Source organism: Vibrio anguillarum, from assembly GCF_001989995.2.
GTDB lineage: Bacteria > Pseudomonadota > Gammaproteobacteria > Enterobacterales > Vibrionaceae > Vibrio > Vibrio anguillarum.
Map to the genome: position 1 here is coordinate 1 of NZ_JAHGUP010000069.1, position 20,982 is coordinate 20,982.

Below are 20,982 nucleotides of genomic sequence, written 5' to 3' on the forward strand. Positions count from 1 at the left end.
CAATGGCTGAATAACAAGCTCATGTTGTATCAATTAGGGTAGAGGAACGAAGCCCCTTGATTGGCGGCAGAGACATTATCTCGGCACACTTTAAACAGATCGCGCCCCCAAGTTTGCTGTGTGAGCTCAGTATCACAAGTGGCGATATCGCGGCCTTCGGTTGGCGTTAAGTTCTCTAATCGGCCTGTCACCGCATCGACGCGGATCCTATCTCCCTCTTCAATAAGCGCAATTGCGCCGCCTCTTAATGCTTCCGGTGAGACGTGAATAGCCGCAGGAATTTTACCAGAAGCGCCGGACAAACGACCATCGGTCACTAACGCAACCTGATAGCCCGCTTTTTGTAAGTTGCCCAAAATCGGCATTAACTTATGCAGCTCAGGCATGCCATTGGCTGCTGGCCCATTGAAGCGGACTACAACCACGCAATCTTGATTGAGCTCGCCGCGTTGATACGCCTGCTCAACCTGATGTTGGCAAGCGAACACTTTGGCGGGCGCTTCAACAATGCGATGCTGCTCAGCCACGGCAGAGACTTTGATCACCGCTTGCCCAAGGTTACCCGATAACACTTTAATGCCACCAGAGCGCTGAAATACCTTATCAGGTAGGGCGATTACCGAGGGGTTTTTAGTTTGAGCACATGCTTGCCATTCTAGAGTATGGCCCACTAATTGCGGTGATTTTAGCTGATCTGCAAATTCACCAAACACAGGTTTTACGTCGCTGTGAAGTAGCTGCGCTTGATGCAGACGCGTCATCAACATGGGTACGCCGCCTGCGAGCTCAAATTCATTGATATCTGCCGAACCATTGGGATAAACATTTACCACCAGAGGAACGACGTCAGACAGATCACTGATATCTTGCCAAGTCAGCACAATACCCGCCGCGCGAGCGACAGCCAGTAAATGAATGGTATGGTTTGAACTGCCACCAGAGGCGAGCAAAGCCACTAGGCCATTGACTACGCTTTTTTCGGTTACCACCTCATAAAGTGGACGGAAATGCGCCGTACCATCGCTCATGGCGGCAAGGCGGATCGCGGCATGTTGCGTCAATGCAAGGCGCAATGGAGAAAAGGGAGCGACAAACGCTGACCCTGCCAGCATTAAACCCATCGCCTCAAACACTAATTGGTTGGTATTGGCGGTGCCGTAGAAAGTGCAAGTGCCCGGGGAGTGATACGAAGCGCACTCCATATTCAGCAGCGCGCTATCATCAACCAAACCTGCCGCGTGTTTTTGGCGAACATCGACTTTCTCATCATTAGTAATGCCAGTGGACATTGGCCCTGCGGGAATAAAAGCCGTTGGTAGGTGCGCAAACGCCAGCGCGCCCATCAGTTGTCCGGGCGCAATTTTATCGCAAATACCGAGCAGTAATGTGCCATCAAACATATTGTGGCTGAGTGAAAATGCCGTGGCTTGTGCAATCAAATCGCGTGAGAACAACGACATATCCATGCCCGCTTGGCCTTGTGTTACGCCATCACACATCGCCGGAACGCCGCCAGCAACTTGTGCCGTGTGGCCAAATGGGGCGAGCACTTTTTTGATTTGCTCAGGGTAATCTTTATACACTTGGTGCGCGCTAAGCATGTCGTTGTATGCTGTGATAATGGCTAAATTAGAACGCGTTAAATCGAGAATGTGCGCTTTTTCTTGAGAGCAAGAGGCGGCGACGGCGTGAGCCAAATTACCACAAGAGAGTGATGCTTTACCCTTGCCACTGTGCTGCTGTGCCTTGGCGCGGTTGAGAAACTCATCACGCAAAGTACGGCTACGCTGAATAATTCGTTCGGTGACGGCTGTGATGGTTGAGTTTAAGGTTGTACTCATGCTGACACCTTTTGACCATCTAAAGTGAGCTCGCGCAATGCCACTAGGGCGCGCTCTACAACCTCATCAATATCCGTATCGATATCAACGATAGCGACTTTCACTTCGTTGTCGGGGCGCTCTAACGTATTGAATTGGCTTTCCACCATGTTCGCTTTCATAAAGTGGCCTTTACGCGCTTGCATGCGCTTCATGATTAAATCAAAACTGCCATCGAGAAAGAGAAAGGTCACATTTTGGTTACCGTCACGGATTTGATCGCGGTAGGTTTTTTTCAACGCAGAGCAAACAATCACGCCGTGCTCATTTTTACTCTCTAAGCTAAAAGCCGCGTCACGGATGCGCTCTAACCAAGGTTTGCGATCGTCATCATTTAGCGGCTCTCCGCCTGCCATTTTGAGAATATTGGCTTTTGGATGAAGGTCGTCACCGTCGATGAATTTCGCCCCTAATTTCTGGGCCAGTTTCGCGCCTACAGTGCTTTTTCCGCAGGCGCATACGCCCATTACAATAATGCTACTACCAGTCATACGGACTCCTTGAGTGGTATTCTGAGCTGGATCTCATTTTTTAAATTCACTTGGAAATATGACTTTATCTTATCCATGTTATCGGTAACATGTTACCCGTAACTTAGAGATTTGTGAACTGAAACACAAACAAAACAATACGTGATATAAGGTGAAGAACATGGAATTGATGACTCAAAGCAGTAACCCTGCTTACCTATTAGCAATCGCGGGATGTGCGATTGCAGCACTACTGATTTTAATCATGAAGTTGAAGATACACGCCTTCGCTTCATTAACCTTAGTCAGCCTTGGCACTGCAATTGCCACCGGCGTTGCGGCGGAAAAAGTGGTCCCAACCATGATGTCTGGTTTTGGTGGAACCCTAGCGTCCGTTGCTTTGCTGGTCGGCTTAGGTGCGATGATTGGCAAAATTTTAGAAGTGACGGGCGGTGCTAAAGTGCTGGCCGATACCTTGATAGGCCGCTTTGGTGAAGAAAAAGCGCCGTTTGCACTGGGTATTGCTTCATTATTGTTTGGTTTTCCCATCTTCTTTGATGCGGGATTGATCGTGATGATGCCGATCATCTTTAGTGTAGCGAAGCGCTTTGGTGGCTCACCATTGAAATACGCGCTGCCTTCAGCTGGTGCTTTTGCCGTGATGCATGCCTTTGTGCCGCCTCATCCTGGGCCAGTTGCGGCTTCAGATCTTTTAGGCGCGGATCTTGGTTTGTTGCTGATTGTTGGTATCTTGGTCGCGATTCCTACTTGGTATTTTGGCGCTTACCTCTTTGGCCTGTATGCGGGTAAGAAATTTGATATTCCACTCTCTAAAGCGTTTTTTAATACCGAGCAAATTATTGATGAAAATAAATTGCCAAAATTTGCCACGGTATTAGCGATTTTAGTGATGCCTGTGCTGCTCATTTTTATGGATACAGGTCTTAATACTCTTGCGGTAGCAGGCGTGATTGACGGCAAAGCGCCATTGGTTGAATTCTTACGCATGTTGGGTAAAACCCCGGTGGCACTGTTGTTGACTCTGCTAACTTGTTTACTGGTGTTTGCCAAAGATTTTGGAATGAACAAGCTGGAAAAACTGTGCAGTGACTCGTTAGCGCCTATCTGTGCGGTAATTCTTGTGACAGGTGCGGGCGGCATGTTTGGTGGTGTGTTGCGCGCCAGTGGCATTGGCCAAGCATTGGCCGACGTGTTATCCGATACAGGCATGCCTATCATAGTCGCGGCGTTTGTTATCGCAACTTGCTTACGTGTAGCGCAAGGCTCTGCCACCGTTGCATTAACCACCACCGCCGCTTTGATTGCGCCAATTGTGGCACAAACCACGGGTTTGAGTGAGTTGGATTTATGTTTTATCGTGATTGCGATTGCTGGTGGTGCAACGGTACTATCTCACTTTAATGACTCAGGCTTCTGGCTGGTTTCTCGCTTGATGGAAATGGATGAGAAAACCACACTCAAAACTTGGACTGTGATGGAAACACTGCTTGGTAGCATCGCGTTTGTGATTGTCGCTGTCCTAAGTTTCTTATTATAAAAAGCGTTTTACTATAAGGTTATGAAATGAAAACTCTTGAACAACGATTGAAAGAAATCAAAATCGTCCCTGTGATTGCGATTAATGATGCTAGTCAAGCGGTCCCTTTGGCCAAAGTGTTGGTTGAAAATGGGTTGCCATGCGCGGAAGTGACCTTTAGAACAGAAGCGGCTGCAGAATCGATTCGTTTGATGCGTGCCGCCTACCCAGAGATGCTGATTGGCGCAGGGACAGTACTGACCACAGCGCAAGTAGATCAAGCCATTGAGGCGGGCGTGGATTTTGTAGTCAGCCCCGGTTTTAACCCAACCACGGTGAGATATTGCCAACAGCGTCATGTGACAATTGTTCCGGGCGTCAACAACCCAAGTTTGGTTGAGCAAGCGATGGAAATGGGTTTGCGCACATTGAAATTCTTCCCAGCAGAGCCTTCAGGTGGCGTGGCCATGCTCAAAGCATTGACGGCGGTTTATCCGGTTAATTTCATGCCAACAGGTGGCGTTAGCCCAAGTAACGTTCAAGATTATTTGTCGATTAAATCCGTAGTGGCGTGTGGCGGTACGTGGATGGTACCGACAGATCTAATGGATAAAGGTGATTGGCAGGGAATTGCGGAATTGGTTAAAGCGCTATAACCCTTTCTATTTTCTTTAAGAACAACGGCTTGCTTCGGTAGGCCGTCTTTTTATTCCCTGCGCACCTCCGACCATTAACGATAAAAGTAATCGAGAGTAACGCGCGATCAAAAATCTCGTTACAATCGTTCTCCTACTCATTTCACGATAAGCTAAGCTATGTACGCAAACCGACGCGCAGAATTAATTTTAGTTATCACGACCTTATTGGCTGCTGCGGGCTGGGTGTTTTCCAAACAAGCGATTCAAGGCCTACCGCCTTTTGGCTTTATTGGTGTGCGCTTTCTTTTAGCGTCGCTGTGCCTACTGCCATTTTGTCTTAAAGCGCTGCGCCAAGCTTCACTGCACGATTGTTTAAAATCGATGGGTGTGGGCGTGTTGCTAGGTGGCTCGATTTTTTGCTGGATCCACGCGATTTCCATTAGCGACACGCTAGGCGAGGGCGCATTCATCATGAGCCTCTCTATGCTGTTTGTTCCATTATTAGCATGGCCGCTGTTTGGCACTAAACCGGCGCGCGCATTTTGGTTGTCGCTACCCATTGCACTGATTGGGCTTTTTTTACTGTCGTGGAATGGGGAGTGGGTCGTCGCGACCAGTCAGCTGTGGTTTATGGCTGCGGCCTTTAGCTTGGCATTACATTTTAACTTTAACAGTCGTTTTTCGGCTAATCTGCCGCCGATGTTGCTCACTACATTACAACTGTTTGTTGGCGGCTGCCTTGGGGTATTACTCTCTTTACTGTTTGAGTCATGGCCAGATCAAATAAGTTTAATGACATGGAAGTGGCTTGCTCTGAGCGTATTACTCGCCACCAGTTTGCGGTATTTGATGCAAACCGTAGGTCAAAAGCACGCCAACCCCACTAATGCGGCGATATTAATGCTGCTTGAGCCAATCTGGACACTGGTTCTGAGCGTGCTGATTTATGATGAATCGATGCCAGCGAATAAGATTTTCGGCTGCGGCTTGCTGCTCTGTTCGCTTCTTTTCTATCGAATGGGCCATTTTCGTCATCGCTAAAAGAGCCAAAGCGTGAAGCGAAATTAAGTTGCTAGAGCTCTAAGAAGCATTGAGTTCCTTTACTTTTTAAGGAAGGAAACAGACATTACGCACGTTTATGGCGTAGGGCCATCACGTTTGATTATCGTTTTTGGACAAACTGATTACCTCTCCTTGAAGGTGAGGCTTTGTTGCTGACGCTCTTTAACCCCGTCCTAACCTCCCCCTGAAAGGGAGGAACAGAATAGTTGTCAGCTTCCGCTCTAGAGCATAATTGGACATTTTTGCGTTAGAGATACTAATAATTTAGTTTGAAACGGATAACTTTTGGTATTGAAAAAATGCTTGGTGAAGCCTCCAGCAATACTAGGGCCCGGTCAGATCTAGCCAAGCTTTCAACGGGCAATAGGATCAATGAATAAAAGTGTACTTTAGCCTCAAGTGACAGCAGAGAAGGTCGATGTTCAATCGTGTTGTGCAACAACCCTATTTCGCCCTTTTGATTTGGCATCATAAAGATTGGCATCTGCTTCACGCTGGATTTCATCGGCATAACTCGACGTATGCGCCTCAGCCAAGCCAATACTGACCGTGACAGAGATCGCTCTCCCTAGATAGCGAACAGGCGTCCTATCAATTGCTTGACGAATGGCCTCCGCATTTTTGAGAGCATGTTGTTGAGAGACACCAGCTAACAGAATACAGAATTCCTCTCCCCCTTGGCGAAACACATTTTCTCCTCCCACCAAATGAGCCATCGTTTTCACCACAGACTGAAGTACGCAGTCTCCGCCATCGTGACCGTGTTCATCATTGATAGCTTTAAAGTGATCGATATCTAATACCAATAGAAAGTATGATGTTCCTTGAACTTTTAGCGCTTGGTAACGATGCTTCAATGCAAGGCGATTATTAGCTCCAGTCAGCGGATCAAGTGTGGCTAACTTACTTAGTTTGTTTTCCGTTGACTCGCGGTTGAACTCATACACATGTGCGATCGCCGAAATACTGAAATAACAAAAGGAGAAATTGATCATCATCGTCAACATGTCAAAGTACTGCTCTAGGTAAAATTGATAAATAATGTTGACGATCTGGATGAAAAACAAACATGCAGTCGCTACAAAGCCCACTTTGTAACCAAGCAACAAATAGTAAACAATAGGTAAAACCAGCGACCAAAAAAATACACCATAGACTGTTGGCTTGAGGAAAGTGCCACTAATGACGAGTAACGTCAGGCACAGTGACATAATGTGTTTATGGCCCTTGTATGCATTTCCCCTATCGATTTGGCGATAAACATGCCAAGAGTAAAGCGCATATAAGCCTTCCAACGTGCCGTATAGATAACTCTGGCTAATAGCAAAGTTACCGATAGCCAGCAAGGCGGCTAAACTTCCGACCCCGAGACTCATTCCTTTAAGCACTTTGAGGCGTAGTGTTAAGCTGCCATCGAGCTCGTTTATGTCCATATGTTCGTCCATGGGTTAAATGCCTATAAGTCTCATATATGATAACCTGATTAACTTATTGATAACAAGGATATCAACGCATATGTGCACACGTATATTCAATAACTTAAACGATAAATTTCCAGTGACAGCGCGCAACATGGATTGGTATTGGCCCGTCAATACTTACTTTTACGCCTTCCCTGAGGGCACGGTAAACCGAGGTCTTAGCAGCGAGTCAGCGGCAAAAATCCATATTGCTCCGCAGCAGGTACTGCAATGGACATCTAAATACGCTAGTTTGACCACCGTCATGGGTAGCGACAAAAAGGGTTATGCCGCCGTAGACGGATTAAATGAAGCGGGGCTTGCAGTAAACGGCTTATATGATTCTCATGTCAGTTATGGTCCCACTGACGGTGAAGGTCAGTTCCTCAGCGCCAATCGCTGGGTTCAGTTTGTGCTCGACCGCTTTGCTAACGTCCAGCAAGCTATTCAGTATTTTGCCACTCACAGTATTACAATTGTCTCGGAGCTTTTACCAGACACCTCTAACACACAATCGCATCTTCACCTTGCTCTTTCCGATGCAGATGGCTGTTCAGGCGTAATCGAAGTGCGCAACGGTCGATTTGAACTCTATGAGAGCCCTCAGGATACCGTTGTCACCAATCAACCGGACTACAAAACTCAACGAATGCTGACGGCCTATTGGCAGTATATTTGGGGCAAAAGACCCAACGCTCCAGTTGAACACCCAGTATTTTCTGCGCCTGGCGGTAATAGCGCCACACAACGCTTTGAGCGCGCCAGTTATTACTTCACCTTTGCTCAGCCTGCAAAAAAACGACGCGAAGCGGTGTATCAAGCTAAATCATTGGTGGCCGCTTGCTCTGTGCCTGTGTACTTTAACCCCTATTGCGCCGAGAAAGCGTCTTACACGATCTGGACAAATCTTGCCGATCACCGCAAGAAAGTTTACTCCCTGTCTAGCACTGTGACCATGAACACACTGTCACTGCACTTTTCTCCCGAACTCACTACGAGTCAACGCTTGCTTCTGCAAAAAGAAAAAGCAACCAAATCAGCTTGCCCTATCGAGTCTGGCGACGTTACAGACCACCTCGTGGCATGCCCCAACCCATTCAGCTAGTTTTCCTTTGCATCGCCCTCACAGATAAAATCTGTGAGGGCGTCCACGGAGGAAAAGGGCAACTTCCAACACCATGTATATGACTTTGATTTACCTGCTCACTATTAGGAGTTGTTGTGTGGTTCGATGGCTTATTTTGGGGCATCTTTGATTCTGACTGATTTGTGCAACAGCCTGTGGCACAAATTATTCTTATGAAGGTTTGCAGCTATCTAAACACATTTCGGGGCAGAGATGAGTTTCATAGAATCGTAGATTTGTACTCCATGAATTACCTCAGGCATGGAAAACTCAGACAGGCAAAAGGCAAGATTCATAGAGAATCAATGCGTGGGTTCATATCGACGCTATTTTGATCGAGAAGGGCAGTTCAAGTAGAAAAATCAGGCAGGGGATGCGGCTCCTGCCTGAGGGCGGTACAGCTTAGAAGTGGTAAGCGACGGTTGCGCCAACGAGCCATTGGTTCGCGCTTTCTACGATTGGCGAATGGGCGACATCAGAGCCTAAACGGGTGTAAGCACTGGTTTGGGTGATTTCCCAACGGTCATTAATTGGATAAACCAGTTTGTAACCTAGGTTATAAGAGAAGTCGCCACCTGCATGGTAAGCTTTACGCTGTGCGGTCGCTTCTTTGTCTTTCACACCGAAATAGTAGTTGTTGTAATCCGAACTCTGGTAACTAATGCCCGCAAAAGGTACCAAATCAACAGCACCTAAATCGATGACATGGAAGTAGTTAACGCCAGTTTTGTAGCCTTTATTTTCGTTGAGAATATCGTGTTGGAAGTAGGTCGATACGGTACCGTCACCCAGCGCGATATCGGCGTTTAAACCCAGATCAATCGTGGCTTTACGCTTATCCATTCCTTTAACGCTGTTTGCCGAATCTTGGTCATAAGTAACGCCGCTGCCCGTCAGGTAAGTACCTAGATTAACGACATCCCCTGTGTTACCAAAGAAGCGGTAGTTAATACCGGTGAGGTCTGCATTCAAATCTTCACCGTGGTAGCCAAAGTTCAGCAAAGCACCGTAAGACTTGTCTTGATCCTTGAGTAGGTCAGTGCTGCCAAAAGCACCCGCTTCCGCAACCCATTGACCTTCGTGGGTATAGATATTGCCGTTACGAATGTACGTTTGGGCAGCTAAAGTGTTGCCCGCGATAAGTGATGCTGTAATAAATAGTGCGATCTTTTTCATTGTGTTCTTCCATTTAAGGGCTTATGTTTGGATATGAACACTGTACAAAATCGATAGAGAGGATAATATCAATAGCTTGTATGGTTATGTCTGACTTTTGTCAAAGCGGCTTATTCTTGCCCTACTCGTTGCAGTGGTTGACTACGTTCGCTTATCCGAATCACATAGCCTTTCAGGTTTGATTTTGTGTGGGCAGGGCTCTGTTTGCTTGGCGCGGTGTTTTTTATTTTCAGACCGCAAGTCCTCGAAGTACTTGCGAAAAGTATTGGCTGATTGCTGGTGAGTATTTGGCAGGCTATCAATATTTAAGAGGCAAATGCCGGATAAATAAACTCGTAAAAAAGCCGTTGTGTGGGCAACGGCTTTTTATGGGATTATTCGCTGAATTTCTTAAAAATAATCGAGGTGTTGATGCCACCAAAAGCAAAGTTATTGCTCATTAGGTATTGCACATCCAGCTCACGCCCTGTGCCTGTAATGTAATCAAGATCGCCACATTGCGGGTCGATGTTATCTAGATTAAGGGTTGGATTAAACCAACCGCTGCGCATCATTTCTAAACCTAACCAAGCTTCAACCGCGCCACATGCGCCCAATGTGTGACCAAAATAACTTTTCAACGAGCTGATCGGCACTTTACCCAACGCGTTTGCGGTGGCGTGACTTTCGGCTATATCACCCCGGTCGGTCGCCGTGCCGTGAGCCGAAACATAGTCAATTTTATCTGCACTTAACTTGGCATCACGCAGCGCCATCTCCATGCAGATTTGCATGGTGTCCATTTGTGGTTGAGTGACATGGGCGGCATCGCAGTTGCTGGCAAAACCGATGATTTCTGCGTGAATGGCGGCACCGCGCGCGATGGCGTGTTGATACTCTTCAAGCACTAAAGTTCCTGCACCTTCACCAATTACTAAACCATCACGCTGAGTATCATACGGGCGTGGGGTGGTTTTGGGCTGGTCGTTTTTGAGGCTAGTGGCAAATAAGGTATCAAATACGGCCGATTCGGTAGGGCAGAGCTCTTCACCACCGCCCGCCACCATTACGGTTTGGTAGCCGTGCTTGATCGCTTCGTACGCGTAACCGATGGCTTGGCTACCCGATGTGCAGGCGCTACTGGTTGGAATGACGCGGCCTTTGAGCCCGAAAAATAGACCTACGTTCACCGCGGCAGTGTGAGGCATCATCTGTACATAAGTGGTGGCGGTAATGGCTCGAGTGGTTTTTTCGTTGAGCATGACACCAAACGCACCGATGGCATCGGTACTGCCTGTTGATGAACCATAAGCGATACCGGTTTGGCCGTTCGTCAGCACTTCATGACCAATTAAGCCCGCTTGCAGCAGCGCATTTTCGGTGGCAACGGTCGCCAGTTGTGACACGCGGCCCATACCTCGGACTTGTTTACGTTTGTAGTGGCTAGGTAGTGTAAAACCCATTATTGGCGCGGCGAGCTTAGTGTTTAAACCTTCATACTGCTCATAGGAGGGCATATATTGAGTGGCATTTTCACAAGCTCTGAGTTTTGGCTCAATACTGGCCCAGTCATTACCAAAAGCAGTCACGCCGGACATGCCTGTAACGACAACGCGGCGGGTCATACTAAGCCTCCATTAACCGAGATAACTTGGCGAGTAACATAAGCGGCAATATCAGACATTAAATAGCTCACAAGGCCTGCGACTTCTTCGGGTTCACCCATGCGGCGTAAAGGAACTTGTGGCAGTGCGTGCTCTTTGACGTGCTCATCCACCATGCCTGTATCGATTAAACCCGGAGCAACGCAGTTGACGGTGATTTTGCGCTTAGCCAGTTCAAGCGCGAGCGATTTGGTCGCGCCAATCACGCCAGCTTTGGCGGCGCTGTAATTGGTTTGACCACGGTTGCCTGTGATGCCCGACACCGACGCTAAAGTCACAATGCGCCCACCTTGGCGTTTTTGCACCATTGGCATCACACAAGGGTGGAGGACGTTATAAAAGCTGTCTAAATTGGTGTGAATTACACCATCCCATTCTTGTTCTGTCATGGCAGGAAACGCCGTGTCACGAGTAATGCCCGCGTTATTGACCACGCCGTAATAAGCGCCATGCAGAGCAATATCGGCTTCTAATACTTCGCGACACTGAGCTCGGTTGCTGATGTCAAATTGAATCAGTCGGCCTGAACCACCGTTTTGCTCGATGGTCGCTAGTGTTTGCAGGGCACCTTGTTGGTCGCCCATGTAATGAACGGCAATGGCAAAACCATCTTTGGCGAGCGCAATCGCAATCGCTTTGCCTATGCCTTTACTCGCACCAGTCACTAATACGTGTCGGGTCATGCTTGACTCCTCATTTTCATTTCTTCTAATTTTTGTTCTGATGGCACATACACATTTAATTGGCATTCGGCCAAAAGCTGGTGTTGGTGCTCGATTCTTGCCTTAAACACAGCCATGCCATTGTCTTGCATTAGCTGTTCAGCGTAGATATCGAGCGTTTGCCCTTTCAGGAATGCATCGCACAGCGCTCGATAACGGCGACTGCCGAGCAGAAAGCCAATCGGCGGTTGAATGCCTTGGACAAGTGAGTGATACCCAGACCACGCGGCAATGGCTTGTGCCATAAACTCGATACCGACATAGGCCGGTATGCTTTGTGTCGCCGGGTCAAAAAACAGGTGGTGCGATTCAATATCCACTTGGCAGTGGATAGATTCGCTCTGTACCTCAAGCGCGCGGTCAATCAAAATCATCGGCGCTTGATGAGGCAGCAGTTGATCAATTGCAGGAAGCTTTGTCATTAACGTAACCAAAAATGAGGCTAATATTGTTGCCACCAAAAGCAAAGGAGTTGCTTAAAATGGCCTTGTTTTCTAAATATTGAGTGGTTTCCACTAGCGTAATATCGATGTCTGGCGCTTTGTTAGCACAGCGCTGAATGGGCAAAGGCAATTGGTATTGCAGTATGTGCCAAGCAATGGCGGCTTCGGTTGCACTGGCCGCGCCGAGCGTGTGTCCAGTGAGTGGTTTGGTTGAACTCACCGCAACGTGCTGGCCAAAAACGCGGAAAATCGCTTTACTTTCCATGCTGTCATTGAGCGGTGTTGCGGTGCCGTGAGCGTTGATATAGCCGATATCACTGGCGGTTAATTTGGCATCTTGCAGCGCGTTACGCATCGCCTGTTCTGCACCGTTTCCATCTGGGTGGGGCGCAGAAATATGGTGTGCATCGGAACTGTCGCCTGCGCCCAATAGCGCAATGGCGTGAGCGTGTTGCTGAGACGGCGTTTTCCCCAGCAGCATAAAAGCGGCAGATTCACCAATGTTGATGCCATCTCGCTGTGCATCAAACGGTTTACACAAACGTTGAGACAGCGCTTCTAAACCGTTAAAACCATTGAGAGTTAAGCGGCACAAAGTGTCGGCACCACCGACAATCACCGCATCAACCAACCCAGCATTAAGCATTCTTTTGGCGGTGATAAAGACGCGGCCACTGGACGAACAGGCGGTCGAAATGGCGTAGCAGGGGCCGCTTATTGCAAAATAGCGAGCGATAAAATCACTGCAATTGCCTAATTCCTGTTTGTAGTAGTGGTAGTCGCTTGGGAATTCGCCCTGCTCTAACTTGTGGGCGAGTGCGATTTCGCCATCAGCAATGCCGGATGTGCTCGTGCCAACCACCACTGCGATGCGATCTGCACCATAGGTGGCAATCGCGTGGCGGACACTCGGTTCAATCTGTTTCAGTGCAGAAAGAGCCAGTTGGTTGTTGCGCGTATTGAACGCACTTAAATGCGCTGGGATTTCTGGTAGTGGCTCACTCACTCGGCCTACGATGGTTGCGGTGCCACTATTGAGCGACGTGTTGTCAGCCACCATGTTGTCACAATAGCCCTGCGCTAAACTTTGGTGAATGTGCGACGAGTCACTCCCCATCGCGCAGTGAAAACCGCAATCTTGGACATAAATAGGTGAGCGAGAATCAATAGGAGAAGTCGTGGATGAGTTCATGATAGCTATCTACGGTTGTGTGGGCGGCAAAGGGTGCTGGGCACTGAGTGTTTTAATCGTAATGGTGTAATTCAATAATTGATTGTGGAAGCGAATATCGCCCTTCATCGCGAAGGGATGTTGATAATCAATAACAATCACTGTTTCACCCAGTTCATTGATGAGTGTTCGTCTATTCTCATCATCAATGATTTGCCACTTTACCTTATTTAACGAGGCTTCCCAAGCATTTCGCGGCCAGAGCGTGATCATCAGGTTAAAGAGTATCTGTTCGGGCTTCGGCAAGGTGTTTTCCAAGCCATTGAGTACACTGGTCTCAATAGTATCTTGCTGATAATTGAGCGATAAAATCCTCGTTCCCCAAGATGAAAACCCTGCCAGCACAATCTTGTCATCGGTGACCTGCAACTGGACCGGAAGCTGTTGGTTATGCTGGCCGTTATCATCTTGCCAATGGGCGCTGATCAACTGACTTGCCGTGACTTGGTACCCAAGTTGCGCAGGTTTGGGCAGTGTAACGAATGTGTTGGGGCTAATTTCTACCTGCGTGGAGGCTTGGTTTGGCACTAAAGAGCAGCCAGACAACATCAGTAACAGCAAGGGCAGCGCACGGCGTATTCTCATCATCATAGTTTTTCCTCATGCGCTTTCATGGCGGCAGGTTGTGATTTGATCGCCATTGGTGAAAGCAACCAAGCCACGAAAATGCCGCTCAGTACCGTCAAACCAAAACTGTGGATGGCGTGAGTTTGGCTAAGAGCAAGCAGACCAAACGAGAGCAAAGTCGTTAGTGCCGAAAGGGTTATGGCAAGCAAGGTACTGTGACTGCGGGCTTGTTCGGCAAAAAAGAGCGTGTAATCAATACCGATACCTATCACTAATACCAGCGCTAATAGATTGAATAAATTGAGCGTAGAGCCTGTTGCGACGGTGACGGCTAACCCAGCGATGCAAGCAATCAGCGAAGGTAACATAATGCGAATGCTGTGCTTCACGCCGTAGCGCCAAATAGTGAGAGCGCTGATCAAGGTAAGAGCCAGCGCAATTAACTCCATCACTTTAAGGCGATACTGTCCAAACAGGGTTGAGATCTCTTCGGTTTTATTCAAATAGGCGTAGTCGCTGTTTTGCGCCGCAAACTGCTTAATTACGGCTGCTTGGTGAACCTCTTTCAACAGCACTACCGCCACCACTTTTTGCTCAACTTCACCTAAATAAAGAAAGCGCAGCGGCTGGGAAACATCATGGGCTAAATAATGCGCCAGTGTCATGGGCAAAAATGACGCTTCCAGTTTAGGAGTTGAAGATAGTTTCAGCGTGTGAGCCAGTGCTGCGCCTTGGTTTGCGTACAGTGCTTCAACCAGTGCGTAGTTTTCTTGCTGACGCTTAAGCGAGCTGATGTTTTGGCTTAAACTTTGGTAGCCAGAAAGTACGCCTTGTTGTTGCCATTGTGAAAATTGCGTATCTAATTTTTCTAACTGCTGTATTAATGCTTCATCATCGTTGGCACTGACGACCAACATTTGCTGTGATGATTGAATACCAGTCAAGGCGCTGATTTGCAGCTCTTGCTGTTTCAAGTCGCTAGGCATGGCTTGTAATTGTCGAATGTCATCGTTGTAGTGCACTTGCGTCAGAGCAAGACTGCTGATGATCAATAACGCCGTGGGTAGGCCCCATTTAACCCATGGCTTTTGCCAAAGCGCAAACCATAAGGACCAATAAGTGATGCCGGGAAGCGTTCTCGATGAACTTGGTTTTTTGGCCAAAATCGGATACCAAGCCACGACCGTCGCGTAAGCGGCAACGAGCCCTAAGGCGGAAAATAGCGCTAGTTGTTGTAAGCCGGGGAAAGGGGCGACCAGTAGACCGAGATAGCCAATTAAACTGGTGATTAACCCTAAGGTAATGGCAGTCAGAATATGCTTTAGTCCTTGCACGCTGTCCCATTGTTCATTTTCGGCAAGGCGATCGGTCAGGTAGTGAAAGGCGTAGTCGATTGAAACGCCAATCAGGCTGGCCCCGAACACTAAGCTAAACAGATGGAGCTGACCAAAAAACGCGGTGGTGATCACCATGGCAACCACTAACCCAACGGATACCGAGAGCAGTGCCAACAGTAAAGGCATGGCACTGCGAAAAACCAGCATCACCAACAGCACAATGCCGAGTAATGAGAAAAGGCCAATAGTGCTGATTTCTGACTTGGCACTTTGAGTGCCAAAATCGGCGTAAAATAAAACACCAGTGTGATAAATGTCCGCACTAAATTGTTGCTTGATGCGTTGTTGCCATTGAGCAATATCGGGCACCACTTGTTGCGCTTTGAAACTGTATGGTGAGTCGTTGAGCTGCGCGGTGATCAGCACGTATTTTTGGCCTTGATACTCGCGGGTTAAGTATCCATCTTGCAAACGAAAATGAGACGATAGCTGGCTAAGTTGTGCTAAGTAGTCGCGAAATAGCAGAAAAGGGTCGTGACGGAGCTCTTGCCCTGTTACCCCAGAAAAAGGGTTATATAGGGCTTGCACTACCGTTTGCACTTGTTGTTCGGGATGTTGACTGAGCTGATTGCGTTGCTCGCTGGTGAGCAGTTGTGCTCGATGTTGAAAGTAGTAACTGGCCCAAGCGCTCTGTTGAGTGGCATCGATTTTCCCAACCACATCCTTGAAATAGCCACTCTGCTTGAGCTCGCTTTCTAGCGCTGTAACGGATTTGAGTCGGTCAGCCTCATTGGGCGCAGTGACAATAAAGACCACTTTATCGCTCATACTGGCAGTGACTTTTTCAAACGCTTGCTCGGCGAGCACACTTTGCTGGTTGGCCGGCAGTAGCTTAAGGATATCTGTCTCGATCGGTGAGGCTGCTGAAAAGAACCACTGCTTGAGTAGTAAGCCAAGACAAAGGGTCACAAAAGCCAACCAGAACAATGCCAGCCGGTTCGATTTAGAAGTTAAACTGTGCTTGCTCAGCATGGGTTAAACGCTCTGGCTGGTGGTTTTGGTTAGTAAACTGAATCTCGGTTTTGTCTCCTCGCACTTCTTGCAGGATCAAACCATCAATGTCATCTCGCCCCGTTAATGTTATCGAGGTAAACACCGAGCTCAGTGGCGCATTTCTCGGCGTTAAATTTAACTGCCACTGGCCATCTTCGCTGTGCAGCGTCATCGTAAATTGTTCATTCAATTGCTGCGTGTCACCATGAAATACCGACAAAAAGAGATGGCTGAAATAAAACGCCATTGGGTTCTCTTTTTCGGTAATCACCTGTGGTGGTTGGTTAGCAAAAGTTTGGCGAAGCTTGTCTTGAGTTAGCACCAAATTAACTGGAAATGGTGAGTTTTGTTGCCAAAGTAAGCCATTTTGTTTATCGAGCAAGAATTTACCGGCTGACGACAGTGGTTGTTCGAACATCTCAATATGGCGGAGTTGAGTAAACTCTCCGCGTACGATCTGGTGTTTCGCCAACTGCGCTTGCAGTGAGGCGAGGTCGGTCACTTGTGCCCAGAGTAGGGGCGAGAATAGAGCTAAAGTTAGCCAGAGAAAACGGCGCATCATAATTTCCCGTAGGTATGCCAGTGCTGCACTTTGTCGGTAAATAGCGTTGGGGAAGCGAAACACATCTCTTGGGTGTCGATGCGAACCGCTACTTGAGTGGTGTGCGCTTTACACATTCGTTGCCCGGTCTGGCTATCAAAAATCATGTAGTCAACACGCAAGCGATTTTCCCATTCTGTCAAGGTCGCTTTGACACGAATCGTATGGTTGAACGGGATTGCTTTCACGTACTTCACGTGTGCATCAATCACCGGCCATAGGTAGCCCGACTGGGTCATCGCGTGATAGCTGTAATCAATTTTTTCCATCAGCACGCGGCGTGCTTCTTCAAAAAAACGAAAATAATTGCCGTGGTAGATAACGCCCATTGGGTCGGCATCTTGAAACGAGGTGACTAAAGTCACCTCACTTTCCAATGGATGAAGTACATCGCTCATCGCGCTTCCTAGTAAAGTGTCCAGTGGCGTTGTTGAATGCGGCTAATAAAGTGGCGCAAATCATGTTCTAGCGGACGATCTTCTACCACAAAATCAAACTCTTGTAACACGGCTAAGCGCATCTGCTTGATATTGTGACTCATGTGTTGCTCATCCAGCTCATGATGACGTTTGCGCAATTCTATTGCTTGGGTCGCTGCCAACAGCGAGGCGGCCGCCACTTGTTCTGTCAGTTCAAGCACACGTAGACAATCACGTGCGGCAATGGTTCCCATGCTGACTTTGTCTTGATTGTGACACTCAGTCGAACGTGAAAAAACGCTGGCAGGCATGGTATGTTTCAAGGCTTCGGCCGTCCACGCTGAAATGCCGATCTGCACGGCTTTAAAGCCGTGGTTGATCGGTTTTCTTTCGCCTTCTGCGCCAGTTAAGTTAAACGGTAAACCGTTGTTGAATTTGTAATCCATCAATTGCGCCATTTGGCGATCGAGCAAATCGGCTAGGTTAGCAACCTGTGTTTTTAAGGTATCCATTGCCATGGCAATGTGGCCGCCGTAAAAATGGCCGCCGTGCAGTACGCGTTCATTATCGCCATCGATGATGGGGTTGTCGTTGGCACTGTTGAGCTCATTTTCAATCAGTTGACGTAGCCACGGCAGCGCATCTTGCACTGTGCCAATCACATGAGGTGCGCAGCGCAATGAATAGCGATCTTGCAGGCGATCACTGTTGCGAGGTGGGCGCTCTGCTTGTAAGTCATCACGTAGCCATGCTGCGATTTGTTGCTGGCCAGGATGCGGCTTGACGGCAAATAGCGCGGCATCAAAATGGAAGTCGTTACCCTGAATACCGACAGACACCATGGCGGTAATTTTGGTGCAGAGTTGAGTTAAATACTCGGCGCGTTTATAGGCTAAACAGGCCAAAGCAGTCATGACTGATGTGCCGTTCATCAGCGCTAATCCCTCTTTTGGTTTTAGCTTGATCGGGCGAATACCCAGCTCGTTAAACACATCTTGAGTTGGGCGCATCTCATCTTTATAAAGCACGTCGCGCTCACCAATCAGTGTGGCCGCGAGGTAGGAGAGTGGCGTTAAATCGCCGCTTGCCCCGACCGAACCTTCTTGTGGAATACGAGGGGCGATATCGTGGTTGATCAAGGTGACTATTTGGTTAAGTAGTTCATGGCTCACACCAGAGACACCTTGCGCTAGTGAACACAAGCGTGTTGCTAATACTGCGCGAGATTGCTGATGGCTTAATACCTCGCCTAAGCCACAGCCGTGAAAGCGAGTCAAATGCAGTGGTAATTGGTCTACTAGATTCGGCGGAATGGCAACGGTACATGAATCACCATAGCCGGTGGTTACGCCGTAAATCACGCCTTCTTCTTTTAAAAGTCGTTCTAGAAAAGCGACGCCGCGATCAATTTTAGCGGTGAATTCCGCTGAAGAATTGAGGTTGGCCTGCGCGCCTTGCGAAATCGCGACAACATCTTCAATGGTGAGGCGATCGACGCCAAAAGTTATGCGGTTATCTGTCTGAATCATCATGCTGCTGTTTACTTAGAGTCCAAAAGTTGAAAAAGTTATACCACTGCAGTGGAGCTTGCAGTGTGTAATGTTCCAGCCGATCAGCGTAGCGTTGTACTACCTGCGCTAGCGCCGCTTGTCGCTCTTTTCTCGGTAAATCTATGTTGTCGCTAAAGTGCTCGAAATAGACGTTAAAATGTGGAGTTTTAGAACGTTCATCTCTTAAGCCAAACAAAAGGTAGACGGGAGCTTTCAACACCGAGGCCAACATAAAAGGGCCTTGTGGAAACGGTGCGGGTTGGCCTAAAAAATCGGCCCATACGGCTCGGGTCTCTTTGCTGGTGGACGTTCTATCTCCGACGATCACCACCCATTCTCCTTGCTCTATTTTCTGTTGAAGCAAAATAGCGGTATCGGGGCCCAAACGGCTCACTTGAATGAGGTTCAGTTCTGAGTTGGGATTGATCGCTTTCATTACCGCATTGAAGCGTTCGGCGTGCTCGGTGAAGACTAACGCATTGATCTTAATATGAGAATGCCGACGTCCCAGAGCGCGGCACAGTTCAATATTTCCAAGATGAGATCCTAAAAGAAGCACACCTTGTTTTCGTTCTGCTAAAGTTTGGAACGATTCTTGACCATGGATGGTCAAATTTTTTACCGAAAAATCGCCTTTCCATGCCGCCAATTTATCCAGCATAGTGTGGCCAAAAGAGAGCAGATGGTTATAGCTAGAGAGATGATTTGGCAGCGTGATTTGGCGACGGTTTGCGTAGCTTTGTAAGTGCTGTAAATACTGTTCAGAGGCTTGGCGAGCTTGTTTTCCGGTAAGGTAGTAATAGCTCATTACAAGTTTCAGCATCAGGTTAAAAATTGGCCGACCGAGTAGGCTATATACCGCCAGTAACGCTTTAATACCCAGAACCGTTCCTCGTTCTTGACGCTTTGACCAGTGCTGGTTTGGCTCTGCGCCACTTTTGTTGTGCCTGCTTTGGTTGCGTTTCAGAAGTTGAGGAATACGCGGTAACATGCCAAAAAATAATTTGCTGTGCATCCAACTGATTTTGACGTTATCCCACAGAGCATCAAAATGAGAGACGCCTCCTTCAGGATAAATGACGCGAGTTTCCACAAAATCGATATCGACCCCGTGCCAATACATGCGAACTAAGATTTCGATATCGAAATCCATGCGCGTGCCGATCTTATGGTTATTGAGCACCTCAACGGTGAGGTCTACAGGATACGCGCGAAAACCACACATACTGTCTTTGATCGTAAAGGATAGCGTTTCAATCCAAACCCAAATATGCGTTGCGTAACGGCCATATAAACGCGCTTTGGGTACGCTGTCATCGTAAATCGGCTGACCAGAAATTAGGTGGTTTGGATGTTGCTTTGACGCGGCCAGTAATTTAGGCAGCGCTTGTAAATCATGTTGGCCATCGGCATCAATTTGGATGACGTGACTAAACCCCAACTGCTGCGCTTGGCGAATACCAGCCATTACCGCGCCACCTTTGCCTTGGTTTTGTTCTAGGGTAATTAGGTGAACATGTGTTTGCTGAGCGACGTTGCTCAACGCCTGTTTTGTTTGCTGATTGCTGCCATCATCAACCAGTAAAATGGGAAGTTCAAATACGCTGAGTGATGAGACCACTTCTGCTACTGTGCTGCCGTGGTTGTAGCACGGAATTAAAAAACAAGCTTGATAATCAGCCACAGATTTCACCCAACTTCATTTTTCCTGATGAGTGAATGATGTTTAAACCCTCACGCTGTGAACTATAACTAAACGCGAGTTTCTGTTTTTCCTCATCCCAACTTAATGCCAGTTGAACGGTCATGTCTGGCAAGATAGGTTCTTGGAATTTGATCACTTCCATACTTTGAAAGCTTGTGGGTACAGATAAGTATTCTCGTGCATAGCGCAGTGCCCAATCGATTTGGGTAACGCCTGGCAGCAATGGGAAATGCTCAAAGTGTCCTGAAAAATCAATGATGTCGGCGTCAACGCGCAGCGTCAAATTCACCGTGTGAGGCTGAGTTTCAGCACATAATAATGTGGGTGTTCTTTTGGCCATAATCTATTGGGCTTCGTTATTT

19 protein-coding genes are annotated in these 20,982 nt (G+C 47.9%); 4 read left to right on the forward strand and 15 right to left on the reverse strand.

The annotated features are described in order from the left end of the window. Positions 1 to 29: 29 nt before the first annotated feature. Both edd and PL85_RS14860 read right to left on the reverse strand, forming a co-directional pair. Positions 30 to 1,841 carry a phosphogluconate dehydratase gene (gene edd / locus PL85_RS14855; protein WP_115339129.1) on the reverse strand — a complete coding sequence of 604 codons (1,812 nt, stop codon included), beginning with the start codon at positions 1,839 to 1,841 and terminating at the stop codon, positions 30 to 32. After that, positions 1,838 to 2,371 (reverse strand): gluconokinase, encoded by a 534-nt coding sequence (locus tag PL85_RS14860; RefSeq protein WP_013856467.1) that lies wholly within the window; start codon positions 2,369 to 2,371, stop codon positions 1,838 to 1,840. Before PL85_RS14860 ends, edd begins: the two co-directional genes overlap by 4 nt. Before the next feature lie 160 nt (positions 2,372 to 2,531). On the opposite strand from PL85_RS14860, the gene PL85_RS14865 reads away from it, so the two are divergent. The 3 genes from PL85_RS14865 (at position 2,532) to PL85_RS14875 (ending at position 5,566) form a co-directional block, all read left to right on the forward strand. After that, a complete protein-coding gene (locus PL85_RS14865; protein WP_026027816.1) occupies positions 2,532 to 3,908 on the forward strand; it encodes a GntP family permease in 1,377 nt (458 codons plus the stop codon). A gap of 26 nt (positions 3,909 to 3,934) precedes the next feature. Beyond that, positions 3,935 to 4,543, forward strand: a complete 609-nt coding sequence (locus PL85_RS14870; RefSeq protein ID WP_019282198.1) for a bifunctional 4-hydroxy-2-oxoglutarate aldolase/2-dehydro-3-deoxy-phosphogluconate aldolase — start codon at positions 3,935 to 3,937, stop codon at positions 4,541 to 4,543. 159 nt (positions 4,544 to 4,702) lie between these two features. Beyond that, positions 4,703 to 5,566 carry a DMT family transporter gene (locus PL85_RS14875; protein ID WP_115339128.1) on the forward strand — a complete coding sequence of 288 codons (864 nt, stop codon included), beginning with the start codon at positions 4,703 to 4,705 and terminating at the stop codon, positions 5,564 to 5,566. A gap of 443 nt (positions 5,567 to 6,009) precedes the next feature. Here PL85_RS14875 and PL85_RS14880 read toward each other — a convergent pair whose 3' ends face one another. Next, positions 6,010 to 7,020 carry a GGDEF domain-containing protein gene (locus tag PL85_RS14880; protein WP_115339127.1) on the reverse strand — a complete coding sequence of 337 codons (1,011 nt, stop codon included), beginning with the start codon at positions 7,018 to 7,020 and terminating at the stop codon, positions 6,010 to 6,012. A gap of 82 nt (positions 7,021 to 7,102) precedes the next feature. On the opposite strand from PL85_RS14880, the gene PL85_RS14885 reads away from it, so the two are divergent. Then, positions 7,103 to 8,152 (forward strand): linear amide C-N hydrolase, encoded by a 1,050-nt coding sequence (locus tag PL85_RS14885; protein ID WP_088721195.1) that lies wholly within the window; start codon positions 7,103 to 7,105, stop codon positions 8,150 to 8,152. A gap of 423 nt (positions 8,153 to 8,575) precedes the next feature. Here PL85_RS14885 and ompV read toward each other — a convergent pair whose 3' ends face one another. From ompV to PL85_RS14945, 12 genes are all read right to left on the reverse strand, one after another. Next, positions 8,576 to 9,349: an outer membrane protein OmpV gene (gene ompV / locus PL85_RS14890; RefSeq protein WP_115339126.1), complete on the reverse strand. Its 774-nt coding sequence runs from the start codon at positions 9,347 to 9,349 to the stop codon at positions 8,576 to 8,578. Positions 9,350 to 9,723: 374 nt separating this feature from the next. Next, positions 9,724 to 10,953 (reverse strand): beta-ketoacyl-ACP synthase, encoded by a 1,230-nt coding sequence (locus PL85_RS14895; RefSeq protein WP_115339125.1) that lies wholly within the window; start codon positions 10,951 to 10,953, stop codon positions 9,724 to 9,726. Continuing rightward, positions 10,950 to 11,675, reverse strand: coding sequence for a 3-ketoacyl-ACP reductase FabG2 (locus PL85_RS14900; RefSeq protein WP_017045136.1), 726 nt, complete (start codon positions 11,673 to 11,675; stop codon positions 10,950 to 10,952). The genes PL85_RS14895 and PL85_RS14900 overlap by 4 nt, the downstream gene beginning before the upstream one ends. Continuing rightward, complete coding sequence (locus PL85_RS14905) at positions 11,672 to 12,136, reverse strand: hotdog family protein (RefSeq protein WP_017050420.1); 465 nt, start codon at positions 12,134 to 12,136, stop codon at positions 11,672 to 11,674. Before PL85_RS14905 ends, PL85_RS14900 begins: the two co-directional genes overlap by 4 nt. After that, positions 12,114 to 13,349 carry a beta-ketoacyl-[acyl-carrier-protein] synthase family protein gene (locus PL85_RS14910; RefSeq protein WP_017048109.1) on the reverse strand — a complete coding sequence of 412 codons (1,236 nt, stop codon included), beginning with the start codon at positions 13,347 to 13,349 and terminating at the stop codon, positions 12,114 to 12,116. The genes PL85_RS14905 and PL85_RS14910 overlap by 23 nt, the downstream gene beginning before the upstream one ends. 9 nt (positions 13,350 to 13,358) lie before the next feature. After that, positions 13,359 to 13,979 carry a DUF3261 domain-containing protein gene (locus tag PL85_RS14915; protein WP_017044415.1) on the reverse strand — a complete coding sequence of 207 codons (621 nt, stop codon included), beginning with the start codon at positions 13,977 to 13,979 and terminating at the stop codon, positions 13,359 to 13,361. After that, positions 13,976 to 16,324: an MMPL family transporter gene (locus tag PL85_RS14920; RefSeq protein WP_115339124.1), complete on the reverse strand. Its 2,349-nt coding sequence runs from the start codon at positions 16,322 to 16,324 to the stop codon at positions 13,976 to 13,978. Before PL85_RS14920 ends, PL85_RS14915 begins: the two co-directional genes overlap by 4 nt. After that, positions 16,296 to 16,907, reverse strand: coding sequence for a LolA family protein (locus PL85_RS14925; protein ID WP_017048106.1), 612 nt, complete (start codon positions 16,905 to 16,907; stop codon positions 16,296 to 16,298). Before PL85_RS14925 ends, PL85_RS14920 begins: the two co-directional genes overlap by 29 nt. Further along, positions 16,904 to 17,344 (reverse strand): acyl-CoA thioesterase, encoded by a 441-nt coding sequence (locus tag PL85_RS14930; protein ID WP_047687931.1) that lies wholly within the window; start codon positions 17,342 to 17,344, stop codon positions 16,904 to 16,906. Before PL85_RS14930 ends, PL85_RS14925 begins: the two co-directional genes overlap by 4 nt. 8 nt (positions 17,345 to 17,352) lie before the next feature. Then, complete coding sequence (locus PL85_RS14935; protein ID WP_094166007.1) at positions 17,353 to 18,897, reverse strand: HAL/PAL/TAL family ammonia-lyase; 1,545 nt, start codon at positions 18,895 to 18,897, stop codon at positions 17,353 to 17,355. Next, positions 18,878 to 20,608 (reverse strand): glycosyltransferase family 2 protein, encoded by a 1,731-nt coding sequence (locus PL85_RS14940; protein ID WP_088728977.1) that lies wholly within the window; start codon positions 20,606 to 20,608, stop codon positions 18,878 to 18,880. The genes PL85_RS14935 and PL85_RS14940 overlap by 20 nt, the downstream gene beginning before the upstream one ends. Beyond that, complete coding sequence (locus tag PL85_RS14945; RefSeq protein ID WP_115339123.1) at positions 20,592 to 20,960, reverse strand: ApeI family dehydratase; 369 nt, start codon at positions 20,958 to 20,960, stop codon at positions 20,592 to 20,594. Before PL85_RS14945 ends, PL85_RS14940 begins: the two co-directional genes overlap by 17 nt. Positions 20,961 to 20,982 lie beyond the last annotated feature (22 nt).